The following is a 22,413-nucleotide window of genomic DNA, read 5'->3' as shown; positions in this document are numbered from 1 at the left end:
GGGTTTACACCTAAACAAATGCGTTAGACATGAACGAATTTCTTGCCTAACATCAACACATTCCGTTTAGATAAACGCATTCACCATTAACAAATCATCACCATGAGCACCGTCAAAACCTTTGCCTCCGCCGCCGACCTCGAAGTGAAGAAGGTGAGCTTCGACAAGCTCTCCGACCACGCCTATGCCTACACGGCCGAGGGCGACCCCAACACCGGCATCATCATTGGCGACGACGCGGTGATGGTCATCGACACCCAGGCCACGCCCGTGATGGCGCAGGACGTGATCCGCCGCATCCGCGAGGTGACGGACAAGCCCATCAAGTACGTGCTGCTCTCCCACTACCACGCGGTGCGCGTGCTGGGGGCCAGCGCTTACGGTGCCGAGCACATCATTGCCAGCGAGGACACGCGCGACCTGATCGTGGAGCGTGGCCAGTTCGACAAGGACAGCGAGATCGGCCGCTTTCCGCGCCTGTTCCAGAATGTGGAGAGCGTGCCGGACGGCCTGACCTGGCCGACCATGACCTTCAACAGGAAGATGACCCTGTGGCTGGGCAAGCTGGAGGTGCAGATCCTGCAACTGGGCCGGGGCCACACCAAGGGCGACACGGTGGCCTGGCTGCCGCAGGAAAAGATCCTGTTCAGCGGCGACCTGGTGGAGTTCGACGCCACGCCGTATGCGGGCGATGCGTATTTCCAGGACTGGCCGCAGACCCTGGACAACATCGCGGCGCTGAAGCCCGAGAAGCTGGTGCCCGGCCGGGGCGCCGCGCTGCAGACGCCCGAGCAGGTGCAGGCGGGCCTGGCGGGCACGCGCGCCTTCATCAGCGATCTGTACGAGAGCGTGAAGGCCAGCGCCGCCCAGGGCGAAGACCTGCGCAAGGTCTACGAAGCCACGTTCGCCAAGCTGCAGCCCAAGTACGGCCACTGGGTCATCTTCAACCACTGCATGCCGTTTGACGTGACCCGGGCGTACGACGAGGCCACGCAATACCCCGACCCACGCATCTGGACCGCTGAACGCGACATTCAGATGTGGAAATCGCTGGAAGGCTAGGCAGAGAACAACCCCCTCAGGCGCTGCGCGCCTTCCCCCTTCTCTCGAACCGCTGCGCGATTCGGGAAGGGGGACGACGCCCTCGCTGCGGGGCGGCCCTTGCTCGGCGTCCCTCGCTTGGGGCGCGCCAGTTGCAAAGGTCAGCGCTCTACATCAGGCAATCGATCAAAACACGAAGGTCGTAGAACATGAACCCCAGAGACATTCCCCGCGAGGCTTTTCACGCCAGTGGCGCCGAGGTGCAGGCCATCGACTTCGGCTACGTGCGCTCGCCCGACCAGGACCGCGCCACGCCCGCACAGCACCCCATCGTGGTCATCGGCGCGGGCCCTGTGGGCCTGTCGCTCGCCATCGACCTGGCCCAGCGCGGGCAGCGCGTGGTGGTGCTGGACAACGACCACAAGCTCTCCATCGGCTCGCGCGCCATCTGCTTTGCCAAGCGCACGCTGGAGATCTGGGACCGCCTGGGCGTGGGCCAGCGCATGGTGGACAAGGGCATTTCGTGGAACCTGGGCAAGGTGTTTTTGAAGGACGAGCAGCTGTATGAATTCAATCTGCTGCCCGAAGAAGGCCACGAGCGCCCCGCCTTCATCAACCTGCAGCAGTACTACGCCGAGGCTTACCTGGTGGAGCGCGCGCTGCAGTTGCCGGGCATCGACATCCGCTGGCACAACAAGGTCACTGCTGTGGAGAGCCGCGCAGACGGCGCGCTGCTCACCATCGACACACCCGAGGGCGCCTACCAGATGGATGCGCAATGGCTGGTGGCTTGCGACGGCGCACGCTCGCCCACGCGGCAGATGCTGGGGCTGGAGAGCAAGGGGCGCATTTTTCAGGACCGCTTTCTGATCGCCGACGTGAAGCTGGCCGAGGAGGCGAACTTTCCGACCGAGCGCTGGTTCTGGTTTGACCCGCCCTTTCACCCCAACCAGAGCGTGCTGCTGCACCGCCAGCCCGACAACGTGTGGCGCATCGACTTCCAGCTGGGCTGGGATGCCGACCCCGAAGAGGAAAAAAAGCCCGAGAACATCATCCCGCGCGTGAAGGCGCTGCTGGGCGCGGATGCACAGTTTGAGCTGGACTGGGCGAGTGTCTACACCTTTGCCTGCCTGCGCATGGACCAGTTCGTGCACGGCCGCGTCATCTTTGCGGGGGACAGCGCACACGGCGTCTCGCCCTTTGGCGCACGTGGCGCCAACAGCGGCGTGCAGGATGCCGAGAACCTGGCCTGGAAGCTCGACTGGGTGCTCAAGGGCCGCGCAGACGCTGCCCTGCTGGCCACCTATGGCCCCGAGCGCGAATACGCGGCCGACGAGAACCTGTGCAACTCCACGCGCGCCACCGACTTCATCACGCCCAAGAGCGAGGTGAGCCGCCTGTTCCGCGACGCGGCGCTGCATCTGGCGCGAGAGCATGCGTTTGCACGGCGCATCGTCAACAGCGGGCGCCTGTCGGTGCCGGCCACGCTGCACCAGTCGCCACTGAACACGCCGGATACCGATCACTTCGCAGGCACCCAGGTGCCCGGTGCCGTGCTGCTGGACGCACCGTTGACCCGGCAAAACCAGCCTACCTGGCTGCTGCGCGAGCTGGGGCCGGACTTCACGCTGCTGGTGTTCGGCCCAGCCCCCGCGTGGGCGCGTGACCTGCCCGGTGTGAAGGTGCTGCAGATCGGCATTGATGTGATCGACCACCAGGCGCTGGCCGCCCAGCGGCTGGATGCGTTGCCGCGCACCGTGTACCTGGTGCGGCCCGACCAGCATGTGTGCGCACGCTGGCGCACGCCCACCGAAGCGGCTGTGCGCAGCGCACTGGCCCGTGCCACGGCCGCAGCCGTCTGACCAGGAAGACGACAAGGAACATGCCCATGCTGAACACCCAACCGAACCTGCAGGCCTGCGACGACTTTTATGAAGCGCTGATTGCGGCGCACCAGGGCCTGTCCACGCCCGAGAGCCACGCCATGAACGCACGCCTGGTGCTGCTGCTGGCCAACCATATCGGTGACCAGGCCACGCTGCAGCACGCACTGCAACTGGCGCGCGGCAGCGCCGTGCCCATGGCCGACCGGCGCAGCACCCCGGCCATCACGCCCGTGGTGCCCACCCACGCGGTGGCTGCCTAGCCGCTTACCTGCGGTCCGGCACCCCCGATTCCCAGCCACCCCACGGCTTCAGCACCGCGCAGATGGTGCAAGGCCCGGGCTTTGCCTTGATTTTTTGACAACACCACGGAGACAACACATGCAGCGCAAACACTTCCTCGCCACCCTTGCCGGGTTGGCCCTGACCACCACCCTCCCCCTGGCCCATGCCCAGGACACCAAGCCACTCGAATGGGTGGTGGGCTACGCGGCGGGCGGAGGCTCGGACATCGTGGCGCGCACGATTGCCGAATCCATGTCGGCCACGCTGGGCCGCCCCATCGTCATCAACAACAAGCCCGGCGCGGGCACCAACATTGCCGCCGAGTACAGCGCCCGCAACAAGGACTACGGCAACCTCATGTTCTCGGCCGACTTCGCCACGCTGGCGGCCAACCCGTTCTTGTTCAGCAAGCTCGCCTACAACGCCGAGAAGGACTTCCAACCCGTGGGCCTGCTGGTGCGCTTTCCGATGTTCCTGGTGGTGTCCAACAACGTGCCCGCCAAGAACCTCAAGGAATTCATGGCCTGGGCCAAGGGGCAGGCCGATGGCGTGAACTGGGCATCCGCCGGGCCGGGCAGCCCGCACCATCTGGTGGGCGAACTGTTCCGCGAGCAAAGCGGTCTCAAGCTCACGCATGTGCCTTATCGCGGCGCAGCGCCGGCCATCCAGGATGTGATTGGTGGTCAGGTACCCGCGATGTGGATCGACAGCGCCACGGTGTACCCGTTTCTCAACGGCGGCAAGGTCAAGGCCATTGGTGTGGCCAGCCCGCAGCGCGTGACGACCATGCCCGATGTGCCCACGATGTCCGAACAGGGCCTGCAAGGGTTTGAAGGTTTTGCATGGCAGGGCCTGGTGGTACCCACGGGCTCATCGGCCGATGTGGTGGCCAACTTCAGCAAGGCATTGCAGACAGCCCTGGCCGACACGCGCACCAAGGCCCGCCTGCAGGCCCTGGGCGTGGAGCCTATGCCCGGTACGGCCGCCCAGATGGGCAGCTTTGCGCGTGCCGAGCGGGAAAAGTGGGGCCGAGTCATTACGAAGGTGGACGTGAAACTCGATTAACTCCCTGAACGGCTGCGCCGGTTTCCCCCGGAGGGGACGCCACCCGTGGCCTGGCAGCGCCAGTTCCACGGTGGCGCAGGCAAATGCCACGCTCCTGTCGCAGGGCACTCAGCGGCTGCGTGCCAGCCGCCGCTTGCGCTGCAGGGCGGGCGCCAGCCACAGCAATTGCACGGTGGCATAACCCAGCGCCGCCATCACCAGGCCCAGCGTGGGCAGGCCCACCAGCAGCGGTGTGCCCAGGGCCTGCATCCAGGCGCCCAGCGCCTGCACCGAGAAGTCTCCGCCCGGCACCACGCTGCTCCACGCGGGCAAAGTCTGGGTGCCCGGCATCACCAACGCGCCCAGATAGAAGGCCAGCGCATACAGCGGCACGGTGGTGAGCGGATTGGTATAGAACGTGGCCACCCCGCCCGCCACGATGTTGCCGCGCAGCCAGGCGCAGACCAGCAGCGTGCCCGGAATCTGCAGCGGCCCGGGGATCAGCCCACAGAACAGGCCCGCCGCCACCCCGCGCGCCAGGGGCTGGCGCTGAAAGCGAAACAGCTCGCGCCGCTCCAGCCAGGGGCGCAGACGGATGAGCCAGTCCCGATCCAGGTGTGCGCGGGCGCGTGGCTCCAGGGCGCGCAGCCAGCGGCGCAATGAACAAAGCATCTGGCTTACCACTGCACTCAGTCCTTGCGCGGCAGGGCCGGAGCGCCATGGGCGCTTTCACCCGAGCTGCGCAGCGACAGGAAGATCGAGCCAGCAATCAGCGACGCCGTCACCAGCAGCGCATAGCCGATCGGGATCTTCACAAAGTCGATGAGCAGCATCTTGCCGCCGATGAACACCAGCACCAGCGCCAGGCCATAGGCCAGCAGGTGGAAGCGGTTGGCCAGGTCAGCCAGCAGGAAGTACAGCGCACGCAGGCCCAGGATGGCAAAGATGTTGGCCGTGAGCACGATGAACGGGTCGCTGGTGATCGCGAAGATGGCCGGGATGCTGTCCACCGCAAAGATGATGTCGGTGGTGCCGATGAGCACCAGCACCACAAACAGGGGCGTGAAGTGCTTGACGCCGTTGATCATGGTGGAGAGCTTCTCGCCATCGAACTGGTCGGTGATGCGAATGCGCTTCTTCAGGAACTTGAGCACCGGGTTGGTGGCGATGTCAGGCTCCTGCCCAGCGGCAAACCACATCTTCACGCCGGTGACGACCAGGAACGCACCGAACACATACAGCAGCCAGTGGAAGGTGGCCAGCAGCCAGGCACCTGCCAGGATGAGCAGCGTGCGCAGCACGATGGCACCGATGATGCCGATGATGAGCGCGCGCTTTTGGTACTGCGGCGGCACGGCAAAGTAGCTGAACAGCATCAGGAAGACAAAGATGTTGTCCACCGATAGGCTCTTTTCGACCAGATAGCCGGTGATGAACTGCATAGAGACGGTGTTGGCAATCTCACGGCCCTGGCTTCCGTCCAGGTACCACCACAGAATGGCCACAAACACAAACGCCAGCGAGAACCACAAAAGGCTCCAGCGCGCGGCCTCGCCCATGGTGACCTTGTGCGCGCCCTGGCGCTCCATGACCAGCAGGTCAACGCCAATGGCGATGACCACGAAGACGGCAAATCCCGCCCACATCCACCACGTTCCGATTGTTTCCATCGAGTTTCTCCAAAGATGCCCTCACACGCCCAGGCACGCCGGACGCCCAAGCCCCGGACTGTAGGGGCTGATGTACTTCTTTAAAACCTGTTATCACAGTAGTATTGGTTCGTTTTTTACGAACCAAACCCTTTTCCCTCGGAAGAACCCATGAGCCAGAGCTTCAACTACCGCCATCTTTTCTACTTCTGGGTGGTGGCCAAGGAGGGCGGTATCGCCCGCGCCGCCGAGCGGCTGGACATGGCCATGCAGACCATCAGCGCCCAGGTGCGGGAGCTTGAAAAGTCGCTGGGCGTGAGCCTGCTGCGCACCGAGGGCCGCAACCTGGTGCTCACCGACGCGGGCGTGGCCGCGCTGCACGAGGCCGACCACATCTTTGCGCTGGGCGAGCTGCTGCCCGTGCGCGTGCGCGAGGCCGCCAGCGGCCAGACGCTGCGGCTGAACCTGGGCATCTCCGACGGAATCGCCAAGCTGGCCGTGCACCGGCTGCTGACCCCCGTGCTGGACGAACCCCACCTGCGCCTGCTGTGCCACGAGGGCGAGTTCCAGCCCCTCTTGGGCGAGCTGGCGCTGCACAAGCTCGACGCGGTGCTGGCCGACCGCGCCGCGCCGCCCAACCCGGCCCTGCGCACCACCAGCCAGCTGCTGGGCACGAGCGCCATCGCCTGGTACGCGCCGCCGCTGTGGGCCGAGGCGGCGGCCAACAACTTCCCCCACAGCCTGGCCGTGGTGCCCGTGCTGCTGCCCACCGACCACGCCGCGATGCGCGCCCGCATCGACCACTGGCTGGAACGCGAACGCATCCGTCCGCGCATCGCTGGGGAGTTTGAAGACAGCGCGCTGCTGAGCACCTTTGCCGCCACCGGCATGGGTGTGATGCCCGCGCCGGTGTCGCTGGGCGAGCACCTGGCACAGACCCACGGGCTGGTGCAGGTGGGCACCGCACCCGATGTGCAGGAGCAGTTCCACCTGATCTACAGCGCCCGCAAGGTGATGCACCCGCTGCTCGTGCGGCTGCTGGAGGCAGGGAAAAGCGAAACGCTTCTGAATTTATAGCTACCAGCGCTTACCCATCAAACGCTAGGAGCCAATAACACCAAAAATCAATCCAACCTAGAAGGTTCCCTTCAGTCGCGCCCTGCCCGCTCGATGTGCAAGGCAGCCGATGCCGGGTCGGAAAAACACAGCTCGTGGCTGCCCGGGCACTCCACCAGGCGGAACAGGCCCAGCCGCTCCGACAGGCGCGGGTGCCAGGGCAGGCTGTGCGGCAGCGCAGTGTCCTGCTGCGCGTTGAGGTAACTCTTGCCCACCTCCAGCGCGGCCAGCGGCACGGGCAGCTGCGCGGGTTCGGTGAAGGTGCGGTAGGGATGAGGGTTGAGCAGCGCGTAGGTGCTTTGCGCCAGGGCCTCGTCGGCATCGTTGATGAAGGCCTCGCGCCAGATGGGGTACGGCAGCATCACGGCATTGCCACTGCTGGCCGCCACCTGGTCGAACAGCGCGCGGTAATGCGGCGGCACCAGGTCGTTCAGGCATTCGCCTGGCTGCGGCACGAAGGCGTTCCAGTACACCAGACGGCGGATGCGCCCAGGCAGACGCGCAGGCATGTGGCTGATGACCATGCCGCCGTAGCTGTGGCCCACCAGGCGCACGTCGATCAGGCCCTGGCCTTCGATGAAGGCAGCCAGCGAATCCACCGCGTCGGCGAGACCCGTGGCCGCGCGGTCGTCGCCGGGGCGGTTGCCTGCCAGCGTGGGGCAATGCACGGTGTGGCCGCGCGCGCGCAGGTGGGTGGCGGTGGCTTCCATTTCGGCACCGGTGTGCCAGGCGCCATGGACCAGGACATAGGTATCCGGCATGTGTGTCTCCTTGGGGTTGTGTTGCAGGACTGGGCAATCCGCCCTGCCGCTACCTTAGAAACACCCGGTGGCACGGAATGGCCCGCGCGTGCCAGCCTGCTGTGCTGGATGTGCCAGAGCGCTCACCCACAGGCCAGCGCGGCCGTTTCAACGCTTGGCCTCATTCCGTTTCCAAATCATTCGTGTCTAGGCGCGAAGCCGCAGACAGTGCTGTAGCACGGCAAGGCGAAGCAACAACGACACGGATGATTTGGAAACGGAATCAGCCGCCGCGCCGCCACTGCGCGGGCGACACGCCCATGGCGCGCTGGAAGGCGCGTGCGAAATGCGAAGGGTCCGCAAAGCCGCAGCGCCGCCCAATCTCGCCCACGGCCACATGGGCCAGCTGGGGGCGGCGCAGCAGCTCGCCTGCACGCGCCAGGCGCAGTTCGCGCAACGCGCCCGCAAAGGTGTGGCCTTGCGCCGCAAACGCCCGGTGCAGGGTGCGCAGCGACACGCCCGCCTCCTGCGCCAGCGCCGGGGCCGAGAGGCCCGGCTGGTCGATGCGCGCCCGGATCAGCGCACACAGATGGGCATGCAGGCTGCGCGCCGCAGTGGGTGCCGGTGGCTGGGGCGGCTCCAGCGCAGCGCACAACAGCGCCCCCAGGTGGTCGGACAGCAATGCTGGCGGCAAGGCCTGCGCCGAGGACGGGTCACGCGCCAGCTGCACGGCCAGCGCCCCCAGGCTCTGGCCCCAGCCCTGGTCCCGCCAGGCCACGCGCGGGCCGGGCGCCTCGGCCTGCTCCAGCCACTGCCCCACCCAGGCGCGCGGCAGCTGCAGCGACACACAGTGCACGCCTTCAGGAAAGTGCAGTTCATAGGGCCGGGCCGAATCCAGCAGCACCACATCGCCCGGGCGCAGGTGGGCCGCATGGCCGTCCTGGCGCACATGCCACGCGGTCTCGGCCTGGCCGATCAGGTAGAAAGGCAGCTGGCGGCTGCGCGCAATACCGGCGGGCGTGCGAAAGACATCCTGGGTGGAGGCCCGCACGCGGTTGATGGACAGCGTCTCCACCGGCAGGCTTTGCAGCTCCCCGCCAAACAGCGGCGCCTCGCGGGAGCTGCAATCCATTTCCAGAAACGCCTCGCAGATCGCGCCCACCCAGTAGTCCAGGCGCGCGGGCGGCGCCACCACGTCGGTGGTCCACTGGCGCAGAGCAGCGGGGGACGAGGGCACAAGGGTGGCGGCGGGCATGCCGCCCAATCTACCGGCAAGGGGGCCGGGCGGGCAACAGGGCAAGCCCTGCCGTCCCGCCAGGCTCAGCGCTGCGGCATGTCCTTCACCGAATACCCCAGGCTCACCGTCGCATCGTCAGGAATGGCGGGCATGGACGCATTCCACGCCTCCCACGCGGCGCGCATGGCCTGCAGGCGTTCGGGCTCCACGGGCGCACGGTTGGCGCGCTCGCGTTCATCGTTGGCCAGGTTGAACAGGTAGTCGTTGCCGTCCACGCGCAGGTACTTCCACACGCCCTGGCGCATGGCGCGCTGGCCCCGGTGGTTCATGCGCCAGAACAACGGGGGCGCGTCCAGCGCCGCCGCATCGCGCAGCAGCGGCATCAGCGAGCGGCCGTCCAGTGGGTAGTCCACATGTGCGCCGGCCCCTGCGGCGTCGAGCATGGTGGCCGACCAGTCCATGGTCATGCAGGTCTGCGCGCTCACGCCGCCCGGCGCAATCACAGCAGGCCAGTGGGCAATCCAGGGCACGCGGATGCCGCCTTCGGTCAGGTCCATCTTGCCGCCCACCAGGGGCCAGCTGTCCGAGAAGCGCTCGCCGCCGTTGTCGCTGGTGAACACGACCAGCGTGTTGTGCGCCAGGCCCTGCTTTTCCAGCAACGCCATGATGCGGCCGATGCCCTCGTCCATGTGGTGGATCATGCGGCGGTAGGTCTCGATGTTGCCGCCGTGCAGATGGAACAGGTTGCCCTTGACCTCCTGCGCCAGCGCCTCGTCTTCGCGCGTCTCCCACGGCCAGTGGGGCGCGGTGTAGTGCAGGCTCAAGAAGAATGGTGTTCCAGCCTGCGCGCCCGGCGCCATGCGCTGCACATAGTCGAGCGCGTGGTCGGTGATGAGGTCGGTGAGGTAGCCGTCCTGCTGCTTTTCCTCCTCGCCCAGGTACAGGTCGTGCGTGCCGTTGGAGCTGCAGTGCGTGAAGTAGTCCACCCCGCCCGACATGGGCCCGAAGAACTCTTCGTAGCCCGAGCGCAGCGGCCCGAACGCGGGAGGGTAGCCCAGGTGCCACTTGCCCATCAGCGCCGTGCGGTAGCCCGCTGCGCGCAGCAGCGACGGCAGCGTGGGGTGCTCGGACGGCAGGCCCAGCGTGGTGCTGCCCCGGCTCTTGCTGTTGATGGGCTCCTCGGCCGCGCCGCGCAGGCGGTACTGGTAGCGCGCCGTCATCAGCGCAAAACGCGTGGGCGAGCAGACGGGGGAATTGGAGTAGCCCTGCGTGAGCTTGAGGCCGTTGGCCGCCAGCTGATCGAGCACCGGCGACACCGGGCCAAACGCCGCGTCGCGCCCGCCGTAGCAGCCCAGATCGGCATAGCCGAGGTCGTCGGCAACGATGAAGATGATGTTCGGGCGGGTGGTCATGGTTTGAAGCCCGAGCGCTGCACCACCGGCGCCCATTGCGCGCGGTAGGCCTTGAGCATGGCTTCGGTCTGCGCCATGGTCGCCACCACGGGCTCCATCTTGGCCGCCTCAAACTTGCGCTGGGTGTCGGGGTCCTTCATCACTTCGTGGATCAGCGCGGCCAGGCGTTCGGCTTGCGCTTTGGGCATGCCCATGGGCGCGAAGAAGGTGTTCCATCCGGTCGCAGCCAGGTCCAGGCCGCTTTCCTTGAAGGTGGGGATCTTTCCATCCAGCGCGCTGCGCTTGGCACCCGACACCGCCAGGATGCGGATCTTGCCCGCCTCGTGCTGGGGCAGCAGGGTGTCAAACGTGTCGAACGCCACGGGCACCTGGCCGCCCAGCAGGTCGTTGAGCAGCGGCGCGGAGCCCCGGTAGCCCACCACCTCAGCGCGCACCTTGGCGGCATCGCCCACCATCAGGCCGAAAAAGTGCGGCAGGCTGCCCGTGGCGGGCACGCCGAAGTTGGCCTTGTCGGGGTTGGCGCGCAGCCAGGCCATGAGGTGTGGCAGTTCCTTGACGGGCACGGCGCTGCCCACGGCCACGCCGAATTCGTAGCTGTTGACATGGCTCACGGGGCGGAAGTCGCGCTCGGGGTCGTAGCCCGCATCGGGGAACACCAGAGGCGCCACCAGCATGACGGCGGGGTTGGCCAGCAGCAGCGTGGGCTGGTTGGCGGGCGCGGCTTTGACGGCCTGGGCTGAGAGCCGGCCGCCCGCGCCGGTCTTGTTCTCCACGATCACGGGCGTGCCCAGTTTGCTGCCCAGCTTGTCCGCCACGATGCGGGCCACGCGGTCGGTGGAACCGCCGGGGGCGTAGCCCACCACGATGCGCAACGGGGCTTCCTGCGCTTGCGTGATGGAGGCGGCCAGGGCCAGCGCTATGGCCAGTACAGAAGAAAGGGGTTTGCGCATCGTCGAAAAGTCTCCATGGACAATTGCAGGGCCCTGCACCATCGCGCAGGTTGATGGGCGCACTGTATTGGCCACACAATCGATTGATCTAATCAACTATTGCACGGAAATACCCTGATGTCCGCGCCCACCCCGGCACCCCCAGGCCCCGCCGAGCCGGGCCACCGCCTGACCCATCCGGAAGCGGCCAACGACCTGTTGATGTACCGCCTGAACCGACTGCTGGCCGTCGCGGGCAGCCTGGTGGTGCGGCTGTGCGAAGGGGGCTACGGCATCACGCGGCGCGAGTGGGGGCTGCTGATGATGCTGGCGCAGCACCCGGGCATGCCCCCGGCCGAGCTGGCCCAGCGGCTGGGGCTGGACCGGTCGCGCACGTCACGCGCCATCACGTCGCTACTGGCCAAAAAGCTGCTCACCCGCGATGCGATGCCGGGCGACCGGCGCCAGGCGGTGCTATCGCTCACCCCGGCCGGGCAGGCGCTGCACGATCAGCTGTTCCCCCAGGTGAAGGCGCTTAACCAGGAACTGCTGGCGGGCCTGAACACGGGCACGGTTCAGGCCCTGGACCACGCGCTGGCCGATATGCAAAAACGGGCGGAAGCCCTGGTGGCAAGCCGCACCGATGTGCCGCGCACTTACCGGTTGCGCGGGGGCCGGAACACCTCGCGAACAGACCAAGACTGGTGACGGCATCGCCACCAACGGTCCTTTCCAAACCCCTGGAATCGCAGTTTCCTATTTTTCAGTATTTGCCTGAATTTCCATGAGCTGGTTCAAATCAGCTCGCAGCATTCCATTTGGATCCACAGCGGCATCGTTTGCTGAAGATCGGATTCCTGCCGCCGTAATGGCCGCCGTGACATCGGTAATAGAAATTTGAACCTGATAAAGGTTTCCATCATTTGCATACTCTTTGGTGAAAGCACAAACAGCCTCCCCTGGGTCTGCAAAGTAGATGACTGCCGCGTCGGTAGCCCGCTTAGGAATTCGCAAAAAGCTGGAATACAAAGACGCCGGTACAGGGGTTCGTGCTGAACCATTGACATAGTATTCCTCCTCCCAGTCGTCGTTCTGCATCACATAGTTGTATTTCAGCGAGCTGACTTTGAGCATGGGATCACGCCCAGTACCCATCGATTCGGCAAAGATATACAGCACCTTGGTACCACGGTACGACGCCCCATCGTACCCGGCTATAGTGCAAGCGATGGCCTCCAGATTGGTTGCGGAATGAACTCCGCCCGCGCTGATATTTTTGAGATCTGCATGTGCAAATCCAGCCGCACAAATAAACCCCAAAGAAATAATGCTTTTTTTCAACATACCCTCTCCTCCGTCGGTGAATTGACCTAGGCTTGCCACGGCTCTATACAAATAGCTACAACACGCACAAATACTAACAAACGCCCCGCCTCAGCGTCATCCCCCGTTTTGGGGATTGACTGCACAGGGCCGCACCCAACGGCGGGACGCGTTGGCAAAGGTCGCAGCGGTGGGCGTGGCTGCTCCAGTGCATTCCTTCTGGTCCGCCTTTTTCTTTGCCCACACGCCATGTCATCACCCCCGACCTCTTTGTGGAGCCCCCTGCGCCAACCCGCTTTCCGAGGCCTGTGGATCTGCGGTGGCATCTTTTTTGTGGGCAGCGGCATGCAGACCATGGCCGCTGCGTGGCTCATGGTGGAGCTGACGGGCTCGTCGTTCCTGGCGGCGCTGGTACAGACGGCCGTGTTTTTGCCCATGTTTTTGCTGGCCCTGCCTGCCGGTGTACTTGCCGACACCACCGACCGGCGCAGGCTGATATCGGGCGCGCTGATGGCACAGGTGGGCGCCTGTGCACTGCTCACGCTGCTGGTGCTGGGCGGCTGGGGCGGGCCTGCGTCGGTGCTGTTTCTGGTGTTTGTGTGTGGCTGCTGCACGGCGGTGCTGACGCCTGCGTGGAACTCATCCGTCATCGACCCGGTTCCGCGCGACGAGTGGCCCCAGGCCATCACCGCCGTGAGCATCGCCTACAACGCCGCACGCGCCGTGGGGCCCACGCTGGCCGGGCTGGTGTTTGCGCAGCTGGGTGCGGGCTGGGTGTTTGCCGTCACGGTGACCACAACGCTGGTGATGTGGGAGTCCATCCGCCGCTGGCCGCCCAAGGCACACCCGCCGTCCAAGCTGCCCGCCGAGCGCCTGTGGGGCGGCACGCTCAGTGGCCTGCGTTTTGCCTGGCACTCACGCATCATCCTGGCGCAGCTGGTGCGCGTGATGGCGTTCAGCGCGGCAGGCTCGGCCCTTTGGGCGCTGCTGCCGGTGATTGCGCAGCGCCAGCTGGGCACCGGTGCGCAGGGCTTCGGGCTGCTGATGGGTTGCCTGGGTACGGGTGCCGTGGCCGTGGGCCTGGTGCTGGGGCGGCTGCGCGCGCGCTTTGGCATGGAGGTCATCGTGGGCGTGGGCGGCGTGGTTTTTGCTGCCGCCATGCTGGTGGCAGCGCTGACCAAGGTGGCGTGGGTGGTTTACATCGCCATGCTGTTTGCGGGCGCGGCGTGGATGTCGGCGATGTCCACCTTCAACACCGCCACGCAGGCCAGTGCCCCACAGTGGGTGCGATCCCGCGCCGTGGCCATGCACATGGTGGCCGCGCTGGGCGCGTTTGCCATGGGCTCGGCATTCTGGGGCGCCGCATCCGACATCGTGGGCCTGGCTCCCACGCTGTACGTGGCCGCTGCGCTCATGGGTGTGGGGCTGCTGCTGGCACGCCCCATGCCGCTGCGCATGGGTGGGCTGCACGAAGTGACGCAGGCCACACCGTGGGATGAACTCTTCATCGAGGCCGAGCCCCTGCCCGAGGCCGGCCCCGTGGCCGTGGAGGTGGGCTACCGCATCGCCCCCGGCACCGACGCCGCCTTCCTGGACACCATCAGCCGCATGAAGGCCCCGCGCAGGCGCGACGGCGCCACATTCTGGCGGGTGTACAAGGACCTGGGTGAACCCTCGCGGTACGTGGAACGCTTCATCGTTGAATCCTGGGCGGACTACCTGCACCAGCGCGCACGCGCCACCATGGCCGACCAGGCGCTGGAAACCGAAGTGCGGGCGTTTTTGGCGCCCGGCGAAACCGTCCGCATGTCGCACTACATCGCAGAACGGTGAAGCCCCCCCCTGAGTGGCTGCGCCGGTTCCCACGGGAGGGGGACGCCACGCCTGGACCGGCGAAGCCGGTTCCGCGTGCGCCCTGGCTTGATGCGCATCAATTTCTGCCGCCAGGCCGGGTGCCGAGGCCGGCGGTCGGCCTGCGACAATCGCAGGATGACCTTCGCCCCCCTTGCCAACGACACCTTCCTGCGTGCCTGCCGCCGCCAGGCCACCGACTACACGCCCCTGTGGCTCATGCGCCAGGCGGGGCGCTATCTGCCGGAGTACAAGGCCACGCGCGCCCAGGCCGGCAGCTTCATGGGCCTGGCCACCAATGTGGACTACGCCACTGAAGTGACCCTGCAGCCGCTGGAGCGTTTTCCGCTCGATGCGGCCATCCTGTTCAGCGACATCCTCACCGTGCCTGACGCCATGGGCCTGGGCCTGTCGTTTGCCGAGGGCGAAGGCCCGCGCTTTGCCAAAGTGGTGCGCGACGAAGCCGCCGTGGCCGAGCTGGCCGTGCCCGACATGGACAAGCTGCGCTACGTGTTCGACGCGGTCACCAGCATCCGCAAGGCCCTGAACGGCCGCGTGCCGTTGATCGGTTTTTCGGGCAGCCCCTGGACACTAGCCTGTTACATGGTCGAAGGCAAGGGCAGCGATGACTACCGCCTCGTCAAGAGCCTGATGTACAGCCGCTCCGACCTGATGCACCGCATCCTGGCCATCAACGCCGACAGCGTGGCCGCGTACCTGAACGCCCAGATCGACGCCGGAGCCCAGGCCGTGATGATTTTTGACAGCTGGGGCGGCGTGCTGGCCGACGGCGCGTTCCAGGAGTTCAGCCTGGCCTACACCACGCGCGTGCTGGCGCAATTGAAGCGCACCGGCGTGGACGGCACCGACGTGCCGCGCATCGTCTTCACCAAGGGCGGCGGCATCTGGCTGGAAGACATGAAGGACATCGACTGCGAGGTGCTGGGCCTGGACTGGACGGCCAACCTGGGCAAGGCCCGCGCCATCGTGGGCGGCCAGCCAGGAGGCCCGGGCAAGGCGCTGCAGGGCAACATCGACCCCAACGTGCTGTTTGCGCCGCCCGCGCAGATCGTGCAACAGGTGCACAAAGTGCTCGACAGCTTCGGCAAACCCCACACCGACCGCAACACCACCGGCCCCACCCACATCTTCAACCTGGGCCACGGCATCAGCCAGTTCACCCCACCCGAGCATGTGGCGGCGCTGGTAGAGGCGGTGCACAGCCACTCGCGCGCGCAGCGCCAGGGCTGATCCCCCGGGCGAGGGCTCCAGACCGCGCGGCGCACCCGGCAGGGACCAGGTGATGGCAATGGAACAGCCCGTACCGCCGCCAGCGGAGCCACCCACCGGCCCGCAGGCGCTGCCCGCCTCGGCCCTGCAAGCCCCACCCGGCGCGCTCGCGGACTGCGTGCGCGCCTTTTTCTGGCGCGACCTGGGCCGCCAGCCGCCCCACACCCTGGCGGACACGCGCGTGCCGCCCAGCCCCTACCCCGGCATCATCTGGCTCACGCGGGGCACGGCCCAGCTTGTGGAGTGTGCGGGTACGGCCACGGCAGCGGCCCTGCCGGCCATCACGCTCTCGGGCGCCCACCGCCATCCTTACCACTCGGTCTCTTCCCGCGATGGCGATTCGTTCTGCCTGGCGTTCCAGCCCGGCGCGCTGGGGCTGCTGACCGGGCAGGACCTGGCGCCGCTGACCGACCGCATCACGGACGCGGTGACCTGGTTGCCCGAGGAGTGGCACCCATTCCTGGCAGCCGTCCACGCGGCGCCCGACCATGGTGCGCGCAAGGCGCTGTGTGTGGCCTTCCTCACCCCGCGCTGGGGCGCCGTGGCAGACCGGCACGCCGCCTGGCTGCAGGTGTTGCAGCAGGACTGGCAGCGCGGCGCACGCCAGGCCCTGGCCACCACGCTCGGCTGGACGCCCCGGCATCTGCAGCGCCGCACACGGCAACTGGTAGGCCTGCGGCCTGGCGAGATCGAGCGCATGCTGCGGGCCGAACACGCCCTGCTGACCATGCGCGACGGCGATGCGGGTGCGCTGGATGCAGCGCTGCGCCATGGCTACGCCGACCAGGCACACTTCAGCCGCGAGGCACGCAGCCTTTTCGAACGCCCTCCTGCTGCACTCAAGGCCCACACCCAGCAGCCGGGTGACGATGCCGACTGGCTGCTGCGGCGCAGTTGAAGGGGCCGCCGCGCTTTGCGACCGCTTTACCGCTGGATCACACGGGGGCGCTTGACCTTGGCCTGCAACTGCAGGATGCCGTAGAGCAGCGCCTCGGCCGTGGGCGGGCAACCGGGCACATAGACATCCACCGGCACGATGCGGTCGCAGCCGCGCACCACCGAATAGCTGTAGTGGTAGTACCCGCCGCCGTTGGCGCACGACCCCATCGAGACCACATAGCGCGGCTCGGGCATCTGGTCATACACCTTGCGGATGGCGGGCGCCATCTTGTTCGTCAGCGTGCCGGCCACGATCATCAGGTCGCTATGGCGTGGGCTGGAGCGCGGAATGATGCCGAACTGGTCCAGGTCGTAGCGCGCCATGGCGGCGTGCATCATCTCGACGGCACAGCAGGCCAGGCCAAAGGTCATGAACCACAGGCTGTCGGCGCGTGCGGCCTGCACCACATCGTCCAGCCGGGCAAGCACAAAACCATCGCGCTCCATGGAGGGAGCTATTGCAAGGGAAGGAGAAGAGTTGTTAGCCATGGCCGCATCGTCGCCACGCGGGCCCACGCCGTCTTGAAGCAAAGCGACATCGGCCGCCATCACCGGGTACCTGTGACGACACCAGCCCCACCGCACAGTGCCCCGGCAGGCCCTGCGACAATCCTTAGAACCTGTTCAAGATCTTCAGGTGCCGGCGAGCCCGCTTCCAAGGCGAACTTATGCACAAAATTGGAGCATCCACCGGCCCCGAGCCACTGCAGGTGGCAACTTGTAAAAAAACTTTGCACAACCGCTAAGTCATTGATTTATATGGATTTAAATCCCCTGCTTTTTTGACAGGCAATCCAGCCAAAGCACGGATTTTCAAGGGCTTGCAGGCCAAACCCAAGGGATATCAACAAAGTTATCCACAGAAATTTTGGATTTCTTACAAATACCCTGTGAAATCAAGCACTTGCAGGCCATATCGAAGAAATGCGTGAACATGACACCCCACCGCTAGCACGAAAAGGGGGCCATCTGTCCTCTTGACGAAGCCCTCGTGTCCGACTTATGCACACCAACCGTGATGCGGCGCAACATACCTCCGTCACAACGGCTTAGCACAAAAATTCGTGGGAAATTTCTTCAGATGCTTGATTCATAACGATTTTTTTGGTGTGCCGCATTTCCGGGCAATCTGTTCGCAGCCAGCATTCATGCGGGCTGGCAGGGTGTCCGGACAGGATGTCAACAAAGTTATCCACAGAAAGTCGGGATTACTTGGGCCCCCTCATCAAATCAAGCACTTAGCACCTAAACCTCCACGCGACCTCCACAAGCTGCTGTAACCCGCCCTCTGCTGTGCCTACTCCCTCCACCATCGTCCAGGTTGCCCTGCACACCCCGTCACACAGCGGCGTGGGCGATCTGCTGAGTTACGCCAGTGAGCACCCGCTCGCGCCCGGCACGCTGGTGCGCGTGCCACTGGGCACCCGCGAGGTACTGGGTGTGGTGTGGGATACCGACGAGGCCACCGGCGAGTTGCCTGACGGCGCCACGCTGCGGCCGATTGCCGGTGTGCTCGACGGTGTGGCGCCGCTGGACCTGCCTTGGCGCCGCCTTGTGGCATTCGCCGCGCGCTACTACCAGCGCGCCCTGGGCGAAGTCGCTACGGCCGCCTTGCCGCCCCAGCTGCGCGACCTGCGCCCCGAACAACTCGCCCGCCGCCTGCGCCGCCCGGCCAAGGCAGGGGGCGACGCTTCAAATGCTATTGAAAACATAGCACTTACCCCAGAACAGGAGAGCTCTAAGGCCCGAATTTCTGCTGAAAAAGGCCCTTTCCTGCTGTTTGGCAGCACGGGCAGCGGCAAGACCGAGGTGTATTTGCGCTGTGTACAGGAGATGCTGGAGGCCGACCCCACCGCGCAAGCCCTGGTGATGGTGCCCGAGATCAACCTGACCCCCCAGCTCGAAGAGCGCTTTGTGGGCCGCTTTGCCCCGCGCTTCGGCCCCGGTGCCGTGGTGTCGCTGCACAGCGGGATGACGAACCCACAGCGCCTCAAGAGCTGGCTGGCCGCCCACAGCGGCAGCGCACGCATCGTGCTGGGCACGCGCATGGCGGTGTTTGCCAGCCTGCCGGGGCTGAAACTCATCGTGGTCGATGAAGAACACGACCCCAGCTACAAGCAACAAGAGGGCGCGCGCTACTCGGCCCGTGATCTGGCCATCTGGCGTGGGCGCGAGCAGGGCGCCAAGGTCATTCTGGGCTCGGCCACACCGTCGCTGGAGAGCTGGTACGCCAGCCGCCCCCCTACGGCCGACGACCCCGAAGGCGGCCGCTATGTGCGGCTGCACATGCCCAGCCGCATTGGTGCCGGCGCCCTGGCGCGTGTGCGCCGGGTGGACATGAACCAGCAGCCTCGGCGCACGGTGTTCAGCGCGCCGCTGCTGCAGGCCATCACCGAACGCGTGGCGCGCGGCGAACAAAGCATGGTGCTGCTGAACCGCCGGGGCTACGCTCCCGTGCTGCACTGCGTGGACTGCGGCTGGAAAAGCGACTGCCCGCACTGCAGCGCGCACCAGGTCTTCCACAAGACCGACCGCACCCTGCGCTGCCACCACTGCGGCTACACCGTGCGCGTGCCCTACCACTGCCCCACCTGTGGCAGCCCCGACATCCACCCCATGGGCCGGGGCACCGAGCAGCTCGAAGAGCAACTGGGCGCCCTGCTGTCCGAAGTGCTGCGGCCCGACCGCACGCCGGCCCGCATCGCCCGCATCGACGCCGACACCACCAAGGCCAAGGGTGCGCTGGAGGCGCAGCTGGCGCAGGTGCATTCTGGTGAGGTGGATGTGCTGGTGGGCACGCAGATGATCGCCAAGGGGCACGACTTCCGGCGCATCACGCTGGTGGCCGCGGTGCAGCCCGATGGCGCGCTGTTCAGCAGCGACTTCCGCGCGGCCGAGCGGCTGTTTGCGCTGCTCATGCAGGCCGCAGGCCGGGCTGGGCGCGATGCAGCCTACATGGCCGCGCAAGCGGTGCATGGCACGCAGCCCGAGATGTGGGTGCAGAGTTTTCACCCCAAACATGCCGTGTTCGAAGCGCTGCGCACGCACGACTACGAGGCTTTTGCCGCCCAGCAGCTCAAGGAGCGCGAGGAGGCCGCCATGCCGCCGTTCTCGTACCAGGCGCTGGTGCGGGCCGATGCCCGCACGCAGGAGGTGGCGCAGGGTTTTCTGTCAGCAGCCACCGCCGCCGCCCACGCCGCGCAGCTGCCAGGGCTGCCCGATGGGACGGTCATCCTGTTCCCGCCCGTGCCGCTGACCATCCAGCGTGTGGCCAATGTGGAACGCGCCCAGATGCTCATGGAAAGCAGCAGCCGCGCCACCCTGCAGCGCTTTCTGGCCGCGTGGCAGCCAGTGCTGCAAACCACCCGCAGTCAGCCCGAGCACAAGGGGCTGATACGGTGGCTGGTGGATGTGGACCCGCTCGCGATATGACGCCGGTCAACCGGGCAGATTGTCGTTGTAGACCTTGATGTAACAGACTTCGTTGGGCTGCAGCACCAAGCCCACGGTGCATTCCGGCGTGAAGCCCGTGGGAGGAAGCACAACCAGTCCGGACATGACGCTGACGCCGGTCACCCGCTGCGCGCGGTCCGTCAGGTTCTGGGCGGTATAGATATGAAAGAAATCCCCGAAGAAGAGTTCGGTGCTGTGGGGAATGTTGGCCACGCCGCCTGTGGCCTGGTCAAAGGCGATCTCCACCGGCGCGGGGGTCGCAATGGCGGGGTGATTCCAAAGGCTCGCTGAGAGCACTCCGCAAACCAGGAGACCCGTTGTCCAGGCCTTCAGCGCACGGCCGCCCTGGGCGCGCATCGCGTGATAGGCCGCCAGGGCCACCAAAACCGCCATTCCGATCAGCCCCCATTCAGACACCGTGGGCACGTTCGAGGCCGCCAGGGGCGCGTAGGACACGCTACCCATGGATTGCGCGGCTGCGCCCTGCGCCACGAGCAATCCCACCATCGCGACGACACTAGCCCGCGCACCCAACATCACTTGCTTCATTCTTGAATCCCTTTTTTGCGTAAAACAGAAAGTGTTACAAGGGATTACTGAATCGGCAAGCAAGTTATTGCCATGCGCAGACCGTGACCGCCTGCCCAGTCCTGATCACTGGCGCCAGCCACCGGGCTGGCCAAGAGCCAGCACCTTGATCAAGCTCCAGCAGCCACAAACTGCCCGTGCAGCCCCAGCGGCAGGCCATAGGGCAGCGTGACGCTGGCCACCGGCCCGGCATTCACCGCCTGGGCGTCGAACACGGACAGCGTCGTGCGCTCCGTCGGCCAGTGGTAGGCGGTGCCCAGCACCCAGCCCCGGCCCTCGGGCGCGGTGGTGCTGGCGGGGATGTAAACATGCTCCTCTGCAATCCAGCCCGCGCCGTACCGATGGCGCTGCGGTTTTTTGTCGCCCTGCAGCGTGAGCACCGTGTCAAAGCCCTGCACTTGCGCGTCCATGCCCGGGCTGCGCGCCAGCAAGGTGGTGAAGCGCGTGGGCAGCCCGTTGCGAGCCGGGTGGATGCGCGGGTACTCCACGTGGGCAAGCCCCGGTGTCTCCAGCCGCGCCTGGCCGGTGGACGGGTTGAGCGTGATGTGCGCCCACTGCGTCGCAGCCGCTACCGAGGTGCTGCGGGGGGCATCGACGTTCAGATGGCGCAACGCGGTCAGGATGTCGGGTTGCGCCACAAACCGCACCTGCACCGTGCCACCCTCTTCCCAGGCATTGGCCAGGTGGAACAGGCCGGTGGCGGGCAACTCAAAGCGCTGGACCTTGAAGTCCGCCTTGCCCACGAGCAACACCACCAGCGGCGCCTTGTCTTCCCAGCGGTAGTGCGGCAGCGGGCTGCCGGCACCGGGCTGTCCGTTGAACTTCAGCGGCATGAGCAGGAACACCAAGTGCCGCTCAGTGATGGCGAAGTCGTGCACCATGTCTGCTTGTTCCGTGGTCAGGACATGCTGGCGGCGCAACTGCCCAGTCGGTGCAATGTCGTACACCAGCAGCTTCCCCGAGCCCGGGACATAGCCAAAATTCCACACCGTGCCATCCGGCGCCACACGCGGATGGGCCGAGAAGGGAGCGCCCCGCGTCTCGGGCGACCAGGCCTTGAACCCCTGGGCCTGCAGCGTAACCGGGTCCACCGCCAGGGCCGAACCCGCTTCCCACAGCGCAAAAAGCTCCTTGCGCGCGGGCAGGGCCAGCAGATTGATGTTGGCAGGGTTGACGTCGTCCGGCCCGCTGAGCGGGGGCGAGTTGGGCAGCGTGGTGGCAAAACCCGAGTACAGCAGCCGACCGGCGGCCTCTTCGGCTGTGAGCTTGGGGGTGGCCAGCAGGGCGCCTCGGTGCGAAATCCGGGGCGACGTGGCCGTTGATAGGTTGCCGCCCTCAAAACGAAACGCCTGCAGCATTCCGTCGCCATCAAACCAGTGGTTCATGGCCACGCCGCCGAGCTCGCGCCGGGCCGGGCCAATGCGGTACAGCGTGCCCTGCAGGGCAGCGGGCCAGCGCCCCCTCACGGGCAGCGGGCCACTGGCGAGCGGCGCCTTCAAAGGCCCGTTGTAGGGGGTGTAACTGCTGCGCCAGGCATGGGGCGCATCGGCGCTGTGGCTCAGCGTGGGCAGCAGGCTGGAGCCCAGGGCTGCCAGAACAGCGCGGCGCGGTGGATGGGGGTGGGTCATCGCGG

20 protein-coding genes are annotated in these 22,413 nt (G+C 66.3%); 10 read left to right on the top strand and 10 right to left on the bottom strand.

Translation table 11 applies throughout. The annotated features are described in order from the left end of the window. Positions 1-102: 102 nt before the first annotated feature. From ACODS0_RS10025 to ACODS0_RS10010, 4 genes are all read left to right on the top strand, one after another. Positions 103-1,062, top strand: a complete 960-nt coding sequence (locus ACODS0_RS10025; protein WP_488834657.1) for an MBL fold metallo-hydrolase — start codon at positions 103-105, stop codon at positions 1,060-1,062. A gap of 188 nt (positions 1,063-1,250) precedes the next feature. Then, entirely contained in the window at positions 1,251-2,903 is a 1,653-nt protein-coding gene (locus ACODS0_RS10020; protein WP_488834654.1) for an FAD-dependent oxidoreductase, read from the top strand. Positions 2,904-2,929: 26 nt separating this feature from the next. Next, the gene (locus ACODS0_RS10015; RefSeq protein WP_488834652.1) at positions 2,930-3,187 is read left to right on the top strand and encodes a DUF2783 domain-containing protein; all 258 of its coding nucleotides are present in this window, start codon (positions 2,930-2,932) and stop codon (positions 3,185-3,187) included. Between the two features lie 118 nt (positions 3,188-3,305). Continuing rightward, on the top strand, positions 3,306-4,274 hold the full coding sequence (locus tag ACODS0_RS10010) for a Bug family tripartite tricarboxylate transporter substrate binding protein (RefSeq protein ID WP_488834650.1): 969 nt from the start codon (positions 3,306-3,308) through the stop codon (positions 4,272-4,274). 108 nt (positions 4,275-4,382) lie between these two features. Here the strand turns inward: ACODS0_RS10010 and ACODS0_RS10005 are convergent, their stop codons facing one another. Both ACODS0_RS10005 and ACODS0_RS10000 read right to left on the bottom strand, forming a co-directional pair. Continuing rightward, positions 4,383-4,925, bottom strand: a complete 543-nt coding sequence (locus ACODS0_RS10005; protein WP_121421334.1) for a DUF2062 domain-containing protein — start codon at positions 4,923-4,925, stop codon at positions 4,383-4,385. 17 nt (positions 4,926-4,942) lie between these two features. Beyond that, positions 4,943-5,923: a TerC family protein gene (locus ACODS0_RS10000; RefSeq protein WP_121421335.1), complete on the bottom strand. Its 981-nt coding sequence runs from the start codon at positions 5,921-5,923 to the stop codon at positions 4,943-4,945. A 150-nt stretch (positions 5,924-6,073) separates the two neighbouring features. Between ACODS0_RS10000 and ACODS0_RS09995 the strand changes: the two genes are divergently transcribed. Beyond that, positions 6,074-6,979 (top strand): LysR family transcriptional regulator, encoded by a 906-nt coding sequence (locus tag ACODS0_RS09995; RefSeq protein WP_431150889.1) that lies wholly within the window; start codon positions 6,074-6,076, stop codon positions 6,977-6,979. Between the two features lie 71 nt (positions 6,980-7,050). Here ACODS0_RS09995 and ACODS0_RS09990 read toward each other — a convergent pair whose 3' ends face one another. The 4 genes from ACODS0_RS09990 to ACODS0_RS09975 form a co-directional block, all read right to left on the bottom strand. Then, positions 7,051-7,779: an alpha/beta hydrolase gene (locus tag ACODS0_RS09990; protein WP_488834647.1), complete on the bottom strand. Its 729-nt coding sequence runs from the start codon at positions 7,777-7,779 to the stop codon at positions 7,051-7,053. 262 nt (positions 7,780-8,041) lie between these two features. Beyond that, complete coding sequence (locus tag ACODS0_RS09985; protein ID WP_488834644.1) at positions 8,042-9,013, bottom strand: helix-turn-helix domain-containing protein; 972 nt, start codon at positions 9,011-9,013, stop codon at positions 8,042-8,044. Positions 9,014-9,078: 65 nt separating this feature from the next. Further along, entirely contained in the window at positions 9,079-10,407 is a 1,329-nt protein-coding gene (locus ACODS0_RS09980) for a sulfatase family protein (RefSeq protein ID WP_488834642.1), read from the bottom strand. Next, complete coding sequence (locus ACODS0_RS09975; protein ID WP_488834640.1) at positions 10,404-11,357, bottom strand: Bug family tripartite tricarboxylate transporter substrate binding protein; 954 nt, start codon at positions 11,355-11,357, stop codon at positions 10,404-10,406. The genes ACODS0_RS09980 and ACODS0_RS09975 overlap by 4 nt, the downstream gene beginning before the upstream one ends. A 117-nt stretch (positions 11,358-11,474) precedes the next feature. On the opposite strand from ACODS0_RS09975, the gene ACODS0_RS09970 reads away from it, so the two are divergent. Then, on the top strand, positions 11,475-12,044 hold the full coding sequence (locus ACODS0_RS09970) for a MarR family winged helix-turn-helix transcriptional regulator (protein ID WP_218301538.1): 570 nt from the start codon (positions 11,475-11,477) through the stop codon (positions 12,042-12,044). 48 nt (positions 12,045-12,092) lie between these two features. On the opposite strand, the gene ACODS0_RS09965 is transcribed toward ACODS0_RS09970, so the two are convergent. Beyond that, complete coding sequence (locus tag ACODS0_RS09965; RefSeq protein ID WP_147433267.1) at positions 12,093-12,680, bottom strand: hypothetical protein; 588 nt, start codon at positions 12,678-12,680, stop codon at positions 12,093-12,095. Positions 12,681-12,908: 228 nt separating this feature from the next. On the opposite strand from ACODS0_RS09965, the gene ACODS0_RS09960 reads away from it, so the two are divergent. From ACODS0_RS09960 to ACODS0_RS09950, 3 genes are all read left to right on the top strand, one after another. Further along, a complete protein-coding gene (locus ACODS0_RS09960; RefSeq protein WP_055398942.1) occupies positions 12,909-14,492 on the top strand; it encodes an MFS transporter in 1,584 nt (527 codons plus the stop codon). Positions 14,493-14,648: 156 nt separating this feature from the next. Next, on the top strand, positions 14,649-15,761 hold the full coding sequence (gene hemE / locus ACODS0_RS09955) for a uroporphyrinogen decarboxylase (protein WP_488834636.1): 1,113 nt from the start codon (positions 14,649-14,651) through the stop codon (positions 15,759-15,761). A 58-nt stretch (positions 15,762-15,819) separates the two neighbouring features. After that, a complete protein-coding gene (locus ACODS0_RS09950) occupies positions 15,820-16,698 on the top strand; it encodes a helix-turn-helix domain-containing protein (RefSeq protein WP_488834634.1) in 879 nt (292 codons plus the stop codon). 26 nt (positions 16,699-16,724) lie between these two features. Here the strand turns inward: ACODS0_RS09950 and ACODS0_RS09945 are convergent, their stop codons facing one another. Beyond that, a complete protein-coding gene (locus ACODS0_RS09945) occupies positions 16,725-17,186 on the bottom strand; it encodes a NuoB/complex I 20 kDa subunit family protein (RefSeq protein WP_488834756.1) in 462 nt (153 codons plus the stop codon). Positions 17,187-18,032: 846 nt separating this feature from the next. On the opposite strand from ACODS0_RS09945, the gene priA reads away from it, so the two are divergent. Next, positions 18,033-20,171, top strand: coding sequence for a replication restart helicase PriA (gene priA / locus ACODS0_RS09940; RefSeq protein WP_488834632.1), 2,139 nt, complete (start codon positions 18,033-18,035; stop codon positions 20,169-20,171). 6 nt (positions 20,172-20,177) lie between these two features. On the opposite strand, the gene ACODS0_RS09935 is transcribed toward priA, so the two are convergent. Both ACODS0_RS09935 and ACODS0_RS09930 read right to left on the bottom strand, forming a co-directional pair. Next, positions 20,178-20,741: a midcut-by-XrtH protein gene (locus ACODS0_RS09935; protein WP_488834630.1), complete on the bottom strand. Its 564-nt coding sequence runs from the start codon at positions 20,739-20,741 to the stop codon at positions 20,178-20,180. A gap of 149 nt (positions 20,742-20,890) precedes the next feature. Beyond that, complete coding sequence (locus tag ACODS0_RS09930; RefSeq protein ID WP_488834629.1) at positions 20,891-22,408, bottom strand: carotenoid oxygenase family protein; 1,518 nt, start codon at positions 22,406-22,408, stop codon at positions 20,891-20,893. Positions 22,409-22,413: the final 5 nt, after the last annotated feature.

This window comes from Acidovorax sp. FG60 (genome assembly GCF_057808995.1).
The sequence above is the reverse complement of the archived record's forward strand: the minus strand, read 5'-3'. Positions and strand labels throughout refer to the sequence as shown.

Coding starts and splice junctions, on each gene's coding strand:
- ACODS0_RS10025 (WP_488834657.1), top strand. CDS start 103: ATGAGCACCGTCAAAACCTTTGCCTCCGCCGCCGACCTCGAAGTGAAG.
- ACODS0_RS10020 (WP_488834654.1), top strand. CDS start 1,251: ATGAACCCCAGAGACATTCCCCGCGAGGCTTTTCACGCCAGTGGCGCC.
- ACODS0_RS10015 (WP_488834652.1), top strand. CDS start 2,930: ATGCTGAACACCCAACCGAACCTGCAGGCCTGCGACGACTTTTATGAA.
- ACODS0_RS10010 (WP_488834650.1), top strand. CDS start 3,306: ATGCAGCGCAAACACTTCCTCGCCACCCTTGCCGGGTTGGCCCTGACC.
- ACODS0_RS10005 (WP_121421334.1), bottom strand. CDS start 4,925: ATGCTTTGTTCATTGCGCCGCTGGCTGCGCGCCCTGGAGCCACGCGCC.
- ACODS0_RS10000 (WP_121421335.1), bottom strand. CDS start 5,923: ATGGAAACAATCGGAACGTGGTGGATGTGGGCGGGATTTGCCGTCTTC.
- ACODS0_RS09995 (WP_431150889.1), top strand. CDS start 6,074: ATGAGCCAGAGCTTCAACTACCGCCATCTTTTCTACTTCTGGGTGGTG.
- ACODS0_RS09990 (WP_488834647.1), bottom strand. CDS start 7,779: ATGCCGGATACCTATGTCCTGGTCCATGGCGCCTGGCACACCGGTGCC.
- ACODS0_RS09985 (WP_488834644.1), bottom strand. CDS start 9,013: ATGCCCGCCGCCACCCTTGTGCCCTCGTCCCCCGCTGCTCTGCGCCAG.
- ACODS0_RS09980 (WP_488834642.1), bottom strand. CDS start 10,407: ATGACCACCCGCCCGAACATCATCTTCATCGTTGCCGACGACCTCGGC.
- ACODS0_RS09975 (WP_488834640.1), bottom strand. CDS start 11,357: ATGCGCAAACCCCTTTCTTCTGTACTGGCCATAGCGCTGGCCCTGGCC.
- ACODS0_RS09970 (WP_218301538.1), top strand. CDS start 11,475: ATGTCCGCGCCCACCCCGGCACCCCCAGGCCCCGCCGAGCCGGGCCAC.
- ACODS0_RS09965 (WP_147433267.1), bottom strand. CDS start 12,680: ATGTTGAAAAAAAGCATTATTTCTTTGGGGTTTATTTGTGCGGCTGGA.
- ACODS0_RS09960 (WP_055398942.1), top strand. CDS start 12,909: ATGTCATCACCCCCGACCTCTTTGTGGAGCCCCCTGCGCCAACCCGCT.
- hemE (WP_488834636.1), top strand. CDS start 14,649: ATGACCTTCGCCCCCCTTGCCAACGACACCTTCCTGCGTGCCTGCCGC.
- ACODS0_RS09950 (WP_488834634.1), top strand. CDS start 15,820: ATGGAACAGCCCGTACCGCCGCCAGCGGAGCCACCCACCGGCCCGCAG.
- ACODS0_RS09945 (WP_488834756.1), bottom strand. CDS start 17,186: ATGGAGCGCGATGGTTTTGTGCTTGCCCGGCTGGACGATGTGGTGCAG.
- ACODS0_RS09935 (WP_488834630.1), bottom strand. CDS start 20,741: ATGAAGCAAGTGATGTTGGGTGCGCGGGCTAGTGTCGTCGCGATGGTG.
- ACODS0_RS09930 (WP_488834629.1), bottom strand. CDS start 22,408: ATGACCCACCCCCATCCACCGCGCCGCGCTGTTCTGGCAGCCCTGGGC.